9 protein-coding genes are annotated in these 14,070 nt (G+C 66.8%); all 9 read right to left on the bottom strand.

Annotation, left to right across the window (positions count from 1 at the left end; all coding sequences use genetic code 11):
* Positions 1-135: 135 nt before the first annotated feature.
* Positions 136-2,151 carry a transketolase gene (tkt, locus tag CRO39_RS06570; protein ID WP_097121074.1) on the bottom strand — a complete coding sequence of 672 codons (2,016 nt, stop codon included), beginning with the start codon at positions 2,149-2,151 and terminating at the stop codon, positions 136-138.
* Between the two features lie 734 nt (positions 2,152-2,885).
* Positions 2,886-4,202, bottom strand: a complete 1,317-nt coding sequence (locus CRO39_RS06565; protein WP_176520166.1) for a dicarboxylate/amino acid:cation symporter — start codon at positions 4,200-4,202, stop codon at positions 2,886-2,888.
* A gap of 68 nt (positions 4,203-4,270) precedes the next feature.
* A complete protein-coding gene (locus tag CRO39_RS06560; protein ID WP_238394486.1) occupies positions 4,271-5,950 on the bottom strand; it encodes a BatD family protein in 1,680 nt (559 codons plus the stop codon).
* Positions 5,947-7,722, bottom strand: a complete 1,776-nt coding sequence (locus CRO39_RS06555) for a VWA domain-containing protein (RefSeq protein WP_097121073.1) — start codon at positions 7,720-7,722, stop codon at positions 5,947-5,949. Before CRO39_RS06555 ends, CRO39_RS06560 begins: the two co-directional genes overlap by 4 nt.
* Positions 7,719-8,738 (bottom strand): vWA domain-containing protein, encoded by a 1,020-nt coding sequence (locus CRO39_RS06550; protein WP_097121072.1) that lies wholly within the window; start codon positions 8,736-8,738, stop codon positions 7,719-7,721. The genes CRO39_RS06555 and CRO39_RS06550 overlap by 4 nt, the downstream gene beginning before the upstream one ends.
* Positions 8,735-9,187 carry a DUF4381 family protein gene (locus tag CRO39_RS06545; RefSeq protein WP_097121071.1) on the bottom strand — a complete coding sequence of 151 codons (453 nt, stop codon included), beginning with the start codon at positions 9,185-9,187 and terminating at the stop codon, positions 8,735-8,737. Before CRO39_RS06545 ends, CRO39_RS06550 begins: the two co-directional genes overlap by 4 nt.
* Entirely contained in the window at positions 9,187-10,134 is a 948-nt protein-coding gene (locus tag CRO39_RS06540) for a DUF58 domain-containing protein (RefSeq protein WP_097121070.1), read from the bottom strand. The genes CRO39_RS06545 and CRO39_RS06540 overlap by 1 nt, the downstream gene beginning before the upstream one ends.
* A gap of 109 nt (positions 10,135-10,243) precedes the next feature.
* Positions 10,244-11,293, bottom strand: coding sequence for an AAA family ATPase (locus CRO39_RS06535; protein WP_097121069.1), 1,050 nt, complete (start codon positions 11,291-11,293; stop codon positions 10,244-10,246).
* Positions 11,294-12,145: 852 nt separating this feature from the next.
* Entirely contained in the window at positions 12,146-14,062 is a 1,917-nt protein-coding gene (locus CRO39_RS06530) for a type IV pilus secretin PilQ (RefSeq protein ID WP_097121068.1), read from the bottom strand.
* Between the last annotated feature and the right edge of the window lie 8 nt (positions 14,063-14,070).

Below are 14,070 nucleotides of genomic sequence, written 5' to 3'. Positions count from 1 at the left end.
AAACAAAGAAGCCATGGCGCACTGTCGCGTGCCATGGCCCCTGCCTGCATCGGTTTTCGGCTTTCTGCCACCTCAGAGGATTCCGAACCCTCTGAAGGCTGCGGTCGGGGCTGACGCCCCTCCTGCAGGCGCCGGTCAGCCCAGCGCCTTCGCCGCTTCCACCACCTTGTCGACGGTGATGCCGAAGTGCTTGTACAGCGCATCGGCCGGCGCGGAAGCGCCGAAACCGGTCATGCCGATCACCGCGCCGTCCAGGCCCACGTACTTGCGCCAGAAATCGGTGATGCCGGCTTCCACCGCCACGCGCTTGCGTACCGCATTGGGCAGCACCGACTCGCGATAAGCCGCGTCCTGCCGGTCGAACACGTCGGTCGACGGCATCGACACCACCCGCGTCTTGACGCCTTCTGCATCCAGCACCGCCTTGGCCTGTACCGCCAGGCCGACTTCCGAACCGGTGGCGATCAGAATCACGTCCGGGGTGCCGTCGGCACCGGCCAGCACATAGCCGCCGCGGGCGATATCGGCCACCTGCGCCTGGCTGCGCGGCTGATGCGCCAGGTTCTGCCGCGAGAACACCAGGCAGCTGGGGCCGTCCTTGCGCTCGATGGCGGCGCGCCAGCACACCGCCGACTCCACCGCATCGCAGGGACGCCACACGTCGTTGTTGGGGATGTAGCGCAGCGAGGCCAGGTGCTCGATCGGCTGGTGGGTGGGACCGTCCTCGCCCAGGCCGATGGAATCGTGGGTATAGACGTGGATGTTGTGCGCCGGAATCAGCGCGCTCATCCGCACCGCGTTGCGCGCATAGTCGCTGAACACCAGGAAGGTGGCATCGAACGGAATGAAGCCGCCATGCAGCGCCAGGCCATTGCCGATCGCGGTCATCGCGAACTCGCGCACGCCGTAGTACACGTAGTTGGCATCCGGGTCGTCGGTTGCGACCGACTTGCTGGCCTTCCACAGGGTCAGGTTGGAATGCGCCAGGTCGGCCGAACCGCCGATCAGCTCCGGCAGCAGCGGCGCGAACGTCTCGATGGCCATCTGCGACGCCTTGCGCGAGGCGATGGTCGGGCCGTCGGCCTGCAGCTTGGCGATGTACGCATCGGCGGCGGCAGCGAAGCCTTCCGGCAGTTCGCCGTGCGAACGGCGCGAGAGTTCGGCCGCTTCCTGCGCATACTGCGCGGCGTATTTGTCGAACAGCGTGTTCCACTGATCCTCGCGCACCAGACCGCTGTTGCCGGCGCGCCAGCCGTCGTAGATTTCCTGCGGAATCTCGAACGGCCCATAAGGCCATTCCAGCGCCTTGCGGGTGGCTTCCAGTTCATCCATGCCCAGCGGCGCGCCGTGCGAGGACTCCTTGCCGGCCTTGTTGGGCGCGCCAAAACCGATCGTGGTGCGGCAGCAGATCAGCGTGGGCTTGTCGTCGGACTTCAGCGCGGTCTCGATGGCGGTCTTGATTTCGACCGGGTCATGGCCGTTGACGTTGCGCACCACCTGCCAGCCATAGGCCTCGAAACGCGCCGGCGTGTCATCGGTGAACCAGCCAGCGGTATTGCCGTCGATGGAGATCTTGTTGTCGTCCCAGAACGCGACCAGCTTGCCCAGGCCCCAAGTGCCGGCCAGCGAGGCGGCTTCGTGGGAAATGCCTTCCATCAGGCAGCCGTCGCCCATGAACACCCAGGTGCGGTGATCGACGATGGCGAACTCGGGGCGGTTGTAGCGCTGCGCCAGCAGTTTTTCGGCCAGTGCGAAACCCACGGCGTTGGCAAAGCCCTGCCCCAGCGGCCCGGTGGTGGTCTCCACGCCCGGGGTTTCATGGCGTTCCGGATGGCCGGCGGTCTTGCTGTGCAACTGGCGGAAGTTCTTCAGTTCCTCCAGCGGCAGGTCGTAGCCGCTCAGGTGCAGCAGCGCGTACTGCAGCATCGAACCATGGCCGTTGGAAAGGATGAAACGGTCGCGGTTGAACCAGTGCGGGTTGTTCGGGCTATGGCTCAGGTAGTCGTTCCACAGCACCTCGGCAATGTCGGCCATGCCCATCGGCATGCCGGGATGGCCGGACTTGGCGGCTTCGACCGCATCGGCGGCGAGGAAACGGATGGCATTGGCAAGCTGGCGGCGGCCAGGCTTATTGGAGGCAGGCGTCGTCATGGAGTGGGGCTGTTGGGAAGCGACCGCGGGAATACGGGCCGCCCATTGTCCCACAGTCATTGCTCCCGACTGAAATGGCCTTCTCCGAGCCTGGCTAGAAAAAGATCTTCTCCCGTTCCGGGGATAACGGCTTCGGAAGCAGGCGTCGTCCCGACCGGAACATGCTCCCCGGCTCGGTCAGCCATCCATGGCTGACTCGCCGCCGCAGGCCCGCTTTGCGGTCCGGCCCGGCGCAGCGCGCCGGGGGTTCGCACAGGCGCGCGGCAGTGCCGCGCAAGCCGCCTGTGCTCACCCCTGGCCTGCTGTCCGCATGCTCCGGTCGGGACGCCGCATCGGTAATTCGTTGTTGCTGTTTCTGTCGATCGTCGCCGAAGCACTGTTGGCCGACGTCAGACAGAGCCGCGTCCTGGCGACCGGGAACCGCGCAGAGCGCCACGGATGGCGCGCGCCCGAGTCAGGTCAGGGTGAGGGCGGACTGCTTGCGCGGCATCGCCGCGCGTCCGCGCGAACCCGGCGCGCTGCGCCGGGCCGGACCGCGAAGCGGCCTGATCGAGGGTAAAGCGGCTCCCGGTCGCCAGGATACGGCGGCCGTCCGGAGCCCGCACGAGCGATCCCGTAGTGCGTCCCCTCACATCGGGGAAAAACCTAAAAAACAAGAAGATTCAATCGCTTGGCCAGGAAACGGGGTTTGCTGCCGGTACCAGACTGGCGGCCGGACCGCGACAGCGTCAATGTCAATCCGCGCCGGCAGGGGCCTGGGTCGGCAACACGCCCCTTTCTCCTCGCGCAATCACCACCGCACCGACCATGTCGCCGGTGACGTTGACGGTGGTCCGGCACATGTCCAGGAAGCGGTCCACGCCCAGGATCAGGCCGATACCCTCCGGCGGAATCCCGAACATCGCCAGGATCATCGCGATCACCGGCAGCGAACCGCCCGGCACGCCGGCGGCGCCGATGCCGCCCATCACGCACAGGCCCAGAATCGTGATCTGCTGGACGATGCTCAGATCCACGCCGTAGAACTGGGCCAGGAACAACACCGTCACGCCCTCGAACAGCGCGGTGCCGTTCATGTTGGCGGTGGCACCCAAGGTGCACACGAAGCGCGACACCGAACGCGGCACGCCCAGGCTTTCCTCGGTGATCTTCAGCGTGGTGGTCAGGCTGGCGCTGGACGAAGAGGTCGAGAATGCGGTCAGGATGGCCGGCTCGGCGCGCTTGAAGAACTGCAGCGGCGACATCCGCCCCAGGAACCACAGCAGCAATGGCAGCACGATGAAGAAATGGATGCCCAGCGCCGTCACCACGGTGCCGACAAAGCGCGCCAGTTGCACCAGCACCTCGAAGCCCAGCCGCGCGGTGATGGTGAACAGCAGCGCGGCCACCGCGTACGGGGCCAGCCGGATCACCCAGCCGATCAGGGTCAGGCAGATTTCGTACATGCCCTGGCAGACATCGACAAAGCTGCGGGTCGCCTTGCTGCGGATGACGGTGGCGGCAATACCGATCATCAGCGCAAAGAACATCACCGCGATCAGGTCGCCACTGGCGGCCGCGGCTACCGGATTGCGCGGCACGATGTTGAGCAGCAACTGGATGCCCGAGGGCGCCTCCCGGCCCTTCTGCGCAATCTCGCTGCCGCGCTCCACGCCCTGCGCGATCAATGCGGCGCGCACGTCCTCCGGCAAGCCGACCCCGGGCTGGAACAGGTTGACGGTAATCAGGCCGATGGTCACCGCAAGGGTGGTCACCAACATGATCCAAAGCAGCGTCTTGACCCCGATACGGCCCAGCGACTGCGGGTTGCCGATTTCCACCACGCCCAGCACCAGCGCCGAAAAGATCAGCGGAATCACCAGCATGAACAGCAGGCGCAGGAACAACTGCCCGATCGGGTCGGTGACGTAGGTAGTCACCGTTTCCAGCCAGCCCGCATCGGCGAAGTAGAGGTTTGCGATGACCCCGGCCACTGTGCCGACCCCAAAGCCGATGGCCATTTTCCAGTGCAGGGGCATCGACTTCTTACCGGAAACCATCGATTCGGACATGCGCACGACCCGGGAAAGGAAGCCGGCAGCTTAGCAAACCGCAGGACGGTCGCCGGGCCGGCCCGGGGTTACCGCTGCGGATACAGCGGCGGCAGCGGCGAGGTTTCCGGCGCGGTCGCCGTCCGCCATACCGGCCCCTTGCGGAATGCCTCGCGGATGGCGCTGCGCGCGGCGCTGGCGTCGCCGCCGGCCCAGCAGGCGCGGCGCAGGTCCTCGATGGCATCGCGCTGCGAGGCCTGCTGCAGGCGCGCGGCCAAGGCATCCAGATCCCGGGCGGGCGGCGCCGCAAGTCCGCATAGCACCTGCCCTACCTCGACCAGATCGGCGCCGTCCAAGGCGCGCTTCAGATCGGCCAGGCTGTGGGTGGCGGCAGCAGGCGCTGCGTGCTCGCCGGCAACGGCGGCGCGGCGTGCGGGCACGATTGTCCGCCGCTGCAGCGCCCAGACCAAGGTCGCCAGCCACAGCAGCGCAAAACCTGCCGCCAGCCACCGCCAGGGGCCGGCATCGGCCGGCGACGCTTCGGGCCCCAGCACCAACGCATTGCCGGTTCCGCTGGCACCGGCTGCGGCGGCATCGGGCGAGGCGGCCGCCGGCGCGGCGAAACTTCCGCTGCCGGCGGCCACCGTCAGCTTCAAGTCGGGCAACGACGCGGTCTGGGCGCTGCCGGCGCGCACGTCCCACCAACCCAGCGACGGACCCGGGATGAGCAACGGCCCGGCCTGGTTCGGCACCACCGAATAGCGCCGGGTCAGCCTGACCTGCGGGGTCCCGCCGGCGAAGCTCTCGTCGTACTGCGGCGGCTCGGCGAACACCTGCGCACCGGGCACCGACGGCGACGGCAACTCCGGCAGCTGCGCACGGATTGCGCCGACCGCCAGCACTTCCACCGTCAGCGTCGCCGCCTCGCCGGCGCGCAGCGTCTGCGGCGCAGCAACGTAACGCATGCGCAGATCGCGCAACGGCAGCCACGGTTGCGGCGCATTGGCCGGCTGCGGGCGCACCTCGAGCGTACGCGCGCTGCCGGCGGCGCGCATTTCGCGACTGTTGCCGCCAAGAAAATCGTCCATCCAGCCGCCGGCGCCACGGCCGACGAAACGCGGCGCCGGCAACGTCATCGGACCGCTGCGGTCGGGCACCAGCAGGAAGCGCCGTTCCACCACGTTGTAGCGGCGGCCATTGATCTCGCGGCTGGACGTGATGTCATCGCCGATTTTCTGCAGCAAGGCGCCTTCGGGCGTATCCAGATCCAGCTGACCCGACGCCAGCGGCACCGCATAGTGCAGCCGCACCGACACGCCGACCGCCTGTTGCACGTACGGCTTGGCGTCATCGACGACGGTTTCCAGAAACACCCGCGCATCGCCGCCGTTGGCGGGAGATCCCGGCGCCGCCGTGACCTGCAGCGTCAATGGCGCGGTGCGCTCGCTGCCAACCCGCAACGACGGCAGCGTCAGCTCGCCCGCGCGTTTTGGCGTCAGCGTAATCGCATACAAGGTGCGGCTGGTCATCTGTCCGTTGACCAACCGCACCGAACGGCTGCTGGACTGATCGCTGAGTTCGAAATCGTCCATCAGCGGGGTCAGGTCCGGTGCCGCCGAGGCCAGTCCGGTCTCGATGTTCAGCGTCACCGCTTCGCCCAGCGCGACCTGCGGCTGTTCCAGCCATGCGCGGGTTGCCGCCTGCGCGGACGGCAGCCCCAGCCAGCACGCCGCCACAATCATGAGCGTGACGATGATGTTGCGCTTCATTGCCCTTCCCTCAACCGGCGCTCGTATTCCAGCCGGAACTTCGTTTTCAACAGCCCGCCCGGGTCATCGGGCACCCGCCGCAACCAGGCTTCCACCGCCTGGCGCTGCTCGCGTTGCTGCGGCGTTTCTGCGGCGTTGGCCGGTTCCGCTTTTGCATCGCCTTGGCCAGTCTGTCCGGCCGCCTGCGCCATGGCCTGCTGCATGCGTTCGCGTTGCGCGGCGTCGGCGGCCTGCTGGGCCTGGGCATCCTCCGGTGGCTCGGGTTCCGGCTTGGACTCGGTCGGACTGCCGGCCGGTTTGGCCGGTGCCTGGTCCGACCGCTGTCCGGATTCGGAAGGACGTTGCTGCGGTTCGGCCGGGGATGGCGGCGCGGGTTCGGTTTGCCTCTGGTCCTGGCCGGGTTGCGGTGGCGACTGGCCATCGCCCGGCGGTTTGTCTTGGCCCGGCTGCGGTGGCGGCTTCGAAGATCCGCCTCCTGGCGGTTGCCGCTTGCGCGCCGCATCGACCGCGGCGCGATTGGCGACGGCATCTTCCATGCCCGGCCGCTGCTGCAAGGCCCGGTCGTAGGCGGCAATGGCCTGGTCGTACTGGCCCTGCCTGGCCAGTGCGTTGCCCAGGTTGTACCAGCCCTCGGCGGTTTCGATGCCATTAAATGCCTGTTCGGCGGCTGCAAAATCGCCTTCGCGGTAGGCTTGCGCGCCCTGTTCCAGACGTTGATGCGCCTGCTGGTCGGGACGCTGCCACCAGTCGTTCCCGGCGGCGCTGGCCGCAGGCGCCAGCGGCAGCAGCGCGCATGCCAGCAGCACCGGCAACGCGCCGCCGCGGCGGAATGCCAGCAGCGCCAGCAGCATCAGCGGCGGCAGCAGCCAGTAGCCTTGATCCTGCCAGGCACCGCCGGTCTGTTCCGTCGCAGCGCCGGACTGCGCCTGTTGCGGTTCCAGCACGCCAAGCTCGCGCAGATCGCCGTCCTCGCTGGACAGTGGCATGTAACGGCCGCCTCCCGCCGAGGCAAGTGCGCGTAGCGAGGCCGCATCCAGGTTCGCCCGCGCAATGGCGCCCTCGCCGGTTCGGTACGGCGCGCCGGCCGCGGTCCCCAGACCCAGCGCGGAAACCCGGAATCCCTGCGCGGCAGCGGCGGCGGCGGCTTTTCGCGCATCGCCGTCGGCCTGGTCGGTCAGCAGCAGGATGTCGCCGCGTTCGAACTGCCCCTGCCGCAGCAGGCGCACCGACCAGGCGATGGCCTTGTCCGCGCGCTGCCCCTCCACCGGCATCACTTCCGGCGACAACGCGTCCAGGAACAGCGCCAGATTGGCGACATCGTCGGTCAGCGGCGCCACCGTGAAGGCCTCGCCCGCATAGGCGACCAATGCCACCTGGCCGCCGTTGCGCTGGCGCAACAGCGCGTCGATTTTCGCGCGCGCCTGCAACAACCGCGATGGCGGCAGATCCGGCGCGGTGATGCGTTGGGAAAGATCCAGCGCAATCACCAGCGGGGACTGCGGCTGCCACAGCGGTTGCGGCGCCTGCCGCCAGCTCGGCCCCGCCAGCGCGGCGACCGCCAGCAGCCAGGCCAAGCCGATCCATGGGAAATTCGAACGCAAACCCGGCGCCCGTTCCAGCAGGTGCGCCAGCAGGTGCGGGTCCACGGCTTGGCGCCAGACATTCTCGCGCCGCCGCCGCACCCGCCACAGCGCCCATAGCAGCGGCAAGGCCAACAGCGCCCACAGCCAGTGCGGACGGAGAAAATGCAATGACTGCCACCAGGCCATCATCGCTGCCGCCCCGGCCAGGCCAGGCCCAGCAAGCCCACCAGCAGCGCCAGGGCCAGCGGCCACGAATAGCGTTCCAGCTGCGGTCGTACCGCCTCGCCCGGGCGCAGTACCGGTTCCAGCCGGTCCAGTTCCGCGTAGATGCCGGCCAGCTCGGCGGTATCGCGTGCGCGGAACGAACGGCCGCCGGTCTGTTGGGCAACCTTCTTCAACGTGGCTTCATCGATTTCTTCGCCACCGCCGCCCGGCAACGGCATCGGCACACCGAAGATCGACATCATGCCGCCGTCGCTGCCGAAGGCGATGGTATGCACGCGCACGCCTTCTGCCTTGGCCAGTTCGGCAGCTTTCAACGGCTCCAGCGCACCAGCGGTGTTGACGCCGTCGGTCAGCAGGATCAGCACGCGCTGGCCTTGCGGCTGATCGCGCAGACGCTTTACCGCCAGGCCGATGGCATCGCCCAGAGCGGTTTCGCGACCGGCCAGGCCGACCACGCTGTCGCGCAGTTGTTCGCGCACCGAATCGCGATCCAGCGTCAGCGGCGTCAACGCATACGCGCGCTGACCGAACACCAGCAGGCCGACCCGGTCGCCCTGGCGCCGGTCCAGGAAGTCGGCCAGCACCGCCTTGGCGGCGGTCAGGCGGTCGACCACCGCCCCACCCAGCTCCATGTCGGCTTCGCTCATGCTGCCGGAAAGGTCCACCGCCAGCATCAGATCGCGGCCCTGCTGCGGTGGCGCTATGGCTTCGCCCCATTCCTGCGGCCGGGATATCGCCGCGCACAGCAGAAACCACAACAACCACAACCAGGCCGCGGTGCGGCCGCGCCTGCCCATACCGCCGGAACGGGTTATCGCTTCCAGTTGTCTGCCGTATGGCACCCTGAGCGCATCGGAAGAACTGCGTCGCGCCGGCAGCAACCAACGCGCCAGCCACGGCAACGGAAACATCAGCCATGCCCACGGCCAGGCGAAGCCGGCAAACGCGGGATAGATCTCATTGAACGCCGGCAGCGTCATCGGCGCCCCGCCATCAGTTGCAGGAAGCGCCTACGCGCCAGCGCGCGAAAGCGCTCAAGCGCCCCTTCATCGACGACCTGCCGCCAGTAACCGCCCTCCAGCACGATGCGGCCGGCGCCGGCCGAGAATCCGCCGGTTTGACCATCGAGAAAACGCAGCCAATCCTCGCCCTGCAACCTGTCCGCCTTCGGATCGACACGGCGCGCGGCGCGCCGTAGCAATTCGGAAATCGCCGCGATCTGCTGCACCGGCCCGGGCTGAGCGCACGCTTCCTCGAACAGCCGCTGCCAGCGCCGGCGACGGCGGCGACGCAACCACCACCAGCCGCCAAGCGCCACCAGCACCGCCAGCGCAGCGGCAAACAGCAGCCACCATCCCGGCGCCGGCGGCCATGGCGAAGGCGCCGCCGGAACCTGGACATCGCGCAGCACCAGGGTCGTGACGAACATCAGGCCACCTGCGGCTGCGCACCGCCCAACAACGGCAGCCAGGATTCGCTGGCGGCATCGGTCTGCAGCGAATAGACGCGCACGCCACGCCGCGGCAATGCCTCCAGGGCGGCTTCGAGCGGTTGCAGGAATTCGCGCTGCCAGCCCAGCCGCGCGCCCGGCTGGGCAAGATCCAGTTCGACCCGGCGGTCGCCCAGTGCGAACGGCAGCAATGCCTGCGGCGGCTCGCGCTCCAGCGGGTCGGTCAGCAGCAGCACCACGACTTCATGGTGCGCCGCCAGCGCCGGCCAGCGCGTCGGCGGAATCCGCGCGATGCTGCGCGGGTCTGCCAGCACCACCAGCCGCGACCCAGGCCGCAGCAGCCGGCCGGCATGATCCAGCGCCACCTGCAAGCCGGTGTCGTCCAGCGGCGGCCGCGCATACCAGCGCACCAGCGCATCGAGCACGCGCAGTGCGCCGCGCGGACCGGAAGCCGGAGGCACCGGCGGCTCCTGCGCACTGCCGCGCAGAATCGCCACCCGGTCGCCATCGCGGACCGCCGCCCACACCGCTACCGCGCCGGCGCGCGCGGCCTGCACCGACTTGAATCGGACACGGGTGCCGAAGTACAGCGTCGGCGCGGTATCGGCGACCACCAGCGTCAACCGTTCCCGTTCGGCCTGGAACAGCTTGGTATGGGTGCGGCCGCTGCGCGCGGTCAGCCGCCAGTCGATGTGGCGCACGTCGTCGCCGGCCACATACTCGCGCGACTCGGCGTATTCCATGCCGCGACCGCGCAGGCTGGACTGTGCAGGGCCGGCCATGTTGTGGCGGCCCTTGCGCGCCGGCGGGCGGCGCTGCGCAACCGCACGCAAGGCCACCAGTTCGGCCAGGGTGGGCTGGATGCCGTCGCCGGCGGCAACCGGCGGTAGCGCAGCGGTGAAGGTGGAGGAGGACGATACTGCCATCGTGCATCAACCTACCGAAGAGGCTGCCGCCAGCCAGGCTGGCTGAGCATGCTGGGAAGCTGCGGCTGGCGGCGGCCCATTCCCGAATCCCGAGTCCCGAATCCCGGCGTCAAGGCAGCGGAACGATATCGAGCAGCATGGCGACCAGCTTGTCGCCGTCCCAGCCCTCGGCCGTGGCCTCATAGCTGGGCAGCACGCGATGGCGCAGCACATCCGGCGCGATGGCGCGGACATCCTCGGGGGTGACGTAGTCGCGCCCGGCCAGCCAGGCGCGCGCGCGCGCGCAGCGCTCCAGCGCAATCGAGCCGCGCGGGCTGGCGCCCCAGGCGATGCGCCGCGCCAGTTGCGGGTCGTAGCGGCCGGCATCGCGCGATGCCAGCACCAGTTCGATCAGATAGCGTTCCAGTTGCGGTGCAACGTGCAGATCCAGCACCGCCGCGCGGGCGGTGAACACGTCCTCGACCGGCATGCGTTCCAGCAGTGCCGCTGCCGGTTGCAAGGCGTCGCGCGCACGTTCGCGCGCCAGTCGCAGGATTTCCGCTTCGGCATCGGCTTCCGGATAACCGATGCGCACATGCATCAGGAAGCGATCCAGCTGCGCTTCCGGCAGTGGGAAGGTGCCTTCCTGCTCGATAGGATTCTGCGTGGCCATCACCAGGAACAGCTGCGGCAATGGATAGGTATGCCGGCCGACCGTGACCTGACGCTCGCCCATGGCCTCCAGTAGCGCCGATTGCACCTTGGCCGGAGCGCGGTTGATTTCGTCGGCCAGCAGGATGGGGTGGAAGATCGGGCCGGGCTGGAACTCGAACCGCCCTTCCTGCGGCCGCCAGACCTCGGTGCCGGTCAGGTCCGCCGGCAGCAGGTCCGGGGTGAACTGCACGCGGGCAAAATCCGCCTGCAGTCGCGAGGCCAGCGCGCGAATTGCCGTGGTCTTGGCCAGCCCCGGCGCGCCTTCGACCAGCAGGTGGCCATCGGCCAGTAGCGCGATCAGCAGCCGCTCGACCAGCTCGGCCTGTCCGACGATGGTCTCGCAAAGGCCATCGCGCAGGCGCTGGAAGGCCGAATGCAGGCGCGTATCCGCCTGCGAGGATTGGGTTGCTGGAGACGCGGCCGCGGTCGGGCCGTCCATCGTGGAATCGTCTGGATTGGCGTTCATAGGCCGATTCTGACCGATGTAAGCCGATTTGGTTCATCGCGCTGCCGACAGGCCAATCTGCAGTTCAGCCGATACAAGCGCCTGGCAGGCCAGTGGAATGACGAAGATGGGCCGCAATGCGGCCCATCAAGCTACTCAAGAAAAACAAAAGTCAGCGCTTTGTCAAGGGCAAACCTGACCGATTTGCGCACGACAAGACAGCCCTCCCCCAACAGGGTATGACCCGTTGCAAAGAAGAGACACAGTACCTGCACCGCTAGTGACTATCGATTGCCCCTGCGATAAAGAACCGTTAAATCCAGGAGACTGGATATAGCATCTCGAAGTGGAACCCCCTCCCGATGCCTGTGTACATTCGACGACCGCGGGTGATTTGATTGCCGCGAAGTCCTGGTTGGAGCTGCCTGCCCTTGAAGAGGCAGTAATAGTTTGTTCTGGTGAACATGCTGTGTCATCAATCCGCGCAGAACAAGACAGAGACCCTCCCACAGGGTATGACCCGGTGCAAGAAAGAGACACGTTACCGGCACCGCTAGTGCCTATCGATTGCCCAGCCATTATAAGTCCGCTCCATCCTGGGGATTGGATAAAGCATCTCGTGTTGGTGCCTCCCGATGCCTGTGTGCAGGTAACCTTAGCAGATGACGCTACAGTCGCATTCCCTGAAGTCGAATTACCATTCCACGCCCTGGCACTAATCGTTTGAGTTGCAGCACTAGCAGTATTTGCGAAAAAGAATCCCGCAATTAGTACGAGGGATGAATAGAAAGAGACCTGACTTTTCATTATTCGCTCCTTGATTAAACAGCTTGTGTGTTGACCAGAGGTGCCGCTCCCACTCACGGACCGCGATTAACCCTTCGCTACCCGCAGCACCTTCGGCGTAACGAAGATCAGCAACTCGGCTTTTTCCTTGCTGCGGCCCTTCTTCTTGAACAGGTTGCCGAGGAACGGGATATCGCCCAGGAACGGTACCTTGGAAATGCTGCTGCGGTCAGTGAACTCGTAGACGCCGCCGATCACGACAGTCTGTCCATCGTCGACCAACACCGCTGTGTTGATCTCGCGGCGGGCCAGCTCCGGCACCTGGCCGAAGTCGCCGAGATCGATAAAGCGGATGACCTCATCCTTCTTGACGTTCAGCGACAGGAATACGCGGTTGTCGCTGGTAATGGTCGGGGTGACCTTCAGTTCCAGCAGCGCTTCCTTGAACTGCACGGTCGGCGTTGCGATGCCGGTGCCGCTGCCGGTCACGGTCAGGTAGCCGACTTCGCGACCCTGCTTGATCACCGCCTCGCGCTGGTTGGTCGTGACCAGGCGCGGATTGGAGATCACTTCGCCGCGGCCTTCTTCCTGGAGCGCCGACAATTCAAGATCCAGACTGAAATTGTTGCCAAGCAAAGTATAGGCGATTGCACCGGCCGGATTACCGCCTGACGTGAAACCACCCGCAGGCAGGCTGACATTGAGTCCTCTACTATCAAAATCACCGTTCTCGATGATTTCCTGGTTGGACCCAAGACCACCGCCGATGACCTGGGTACGATCACCGATTCTACGACCCGATACACCAAAACGAGCACCAAGATCGCGTGCAAAGCTATCGGTGGCGATAACGATGCGCCCCTCAATCAGCACCTGATCCACCGGACGATCAATCACCGCAATCAGCTCGCGCATCTGCGCGACCTTCTTCGGGATATCGCTGATCATCAGCGTATTGGTGCGCTCGTCGGCAACGATGCGGCCGCGCGAAGACAGGAAACCATTCTCGTCCTGGCTGCTACCGCTGCCGCCACTGCCGCCGCCGCCGCTGCTGCCGATACCCTTGGCTTCGGTAAGCGCCTTGAAGATGGCCGAAGCGTTGTGGTAGTTGACCTGGATGTAGTCGGTGATCAGATCGACGCGGTTCTCGATGGCGATGCGCGCGTCTTCCTTGTCCTGCTCGAACTTGGCCAGCTCCGGTTGCGGCGCCACCCAGACCACACCGCCCTCGCGGCGCTTGTCCAGGCCCTTGGCGCGCAGCACGATGTCCAGCGCCTGATCCCACGGCACGTTGACCAGACGCAGCGTCACATTGCCCTGCACCGTGTCCGACGCGACGATGTTGAGGTTGGACTCTTCGGCGATCAGCTGCAGTACGGTGCGCACCGGCACGTCCTGGAAGTTGAACGTCACCGGACGGCCGCTGTAGGGACGGGCGGCGGCCTGGACCTGGGCGGCAGCAGCGGCAATCGTCGAGCTTGCGGTGGCCGAACCGACCGCCTGTTGCGCGGCACGCGGCACGATCTCGACGACATACTCATTGCCGGTCTGATAGGCCAGCGATTCGAATGCGCCGTTGGTGCTCAGCACCAGCTGCGTGCCGTTGCCCTTGCTGTGCGCATCGACGCGCTGCACCGGGGTGGCGAAATCGACCACGTTCAGCTGCCGCTGCAACGACAGCGGCAGTTCGGCGTTGCCGACATCGACAATGACATTGTCGCCCTGGTTGCGCAGATCCGGGCTGGCGCCCTCGCCGTTGAAGCGCAATATCAGACGTCCAGCACCGTCCTCACCCCTGCGGAAGTCGATGTTGGACACCGACACCGCAGCGGACTGGCCCTGTGCCTGTCCATTGGGCGCAGCAGCCTGCGCGGGGCCGGTCGGCGAAGCGGCGCTGACGGTGCCGGCGGCAGCCAGCAGGCCGATCGCCAATCCCAGTGAGCAGAGCCGGAGCATGGCCAAAGGCCGTGCAGGCCGCAGGCGTTGGGCGTTCGAAGCGGTCATCGTGTATC

It is taken from the genome of Pseudoxanthomonas wuyuanensis, assembly GCF_900215535.1.
Lineage (GTDB): Bacteria > Pseudomonadota > Gammaproteobacteria > Xanthomonadales > Xanthomonadaceae > Pseudoxanthomonas_A > Pseudoxanthomonas_A wuyuanensis.
The sequence above is the reverse complement of the archived record's forward strand: the minus strand, read 5'-3'. Positions and strand labels throughout refer to the sequence as shown.

Bases quoted from the DNA above. Each gene is read 5' to 3' on its own strand.
- CRO39_RS06560 (WP_238394486.1), bottom strand. From the start codon at position 5,950: ATGAAGCGCAACATCATCGTCACGCTCATGATTGTGGCGGCGTGCTGG.
- CRO39_RS06555 (WP_097121073.1), bottom strand. From the start codon at position 7,722: ATGATGGCCTGGTGGCAGTCATTGCATTTTCTCCGTCCGCACTGGCTG.
- tkt (WP_097121074.1), bottom strand. From the start codon at position 2,151: ATGACGACGCCTGCCTCCAATAAGCCTGGCCGCCGCCAGCTTGCCAAT.
- CRO39_RS06540 (WP_097121070.1), bottom strand. From the start codon at position 10,134: ATGGCAGTATCGTCCTCCTCCACCTTCACCGCTGCGCTACCGCCGGTT.
- CRO39_RS06535 (WP_097121069.1), bottom strand. From the start codon at position 11,293: ATGAACGCCAATCCAGACGATTCCACGATGGACGGCCCGACCGCGGCC.
- CRO39_RS06545 (WP_097121071.1), bottom strand. From the start codon at position 9,187: ATGTTCGTCACGACCCTGGTGCTGCGCGATGTCCAGGTTCCGGCGGCG.
- CRO39_RS06530 (WP_097121068.1), bottom strand. From the start codon at position 14,062: ATGACCGCTTCGAACGCCCAACGCCTGCGGCCTGCACGGCCTTTGGCC.
- CRO39_RS06565 (WP_176520166.1), bottom strand. From the start codon at position 4,202: ATGTCCGAATCGATGGTTTCCGGTAAGAAGTCGATGCCCCTGCACTGG.
- CRO39_RS06550 (WP_097121072.1), bottom strand. From the start codon at position 8,738: ATGACGCTGCCGGCGTTCAATGAGATCTATCCCGCGTTTGCCGGCTTC.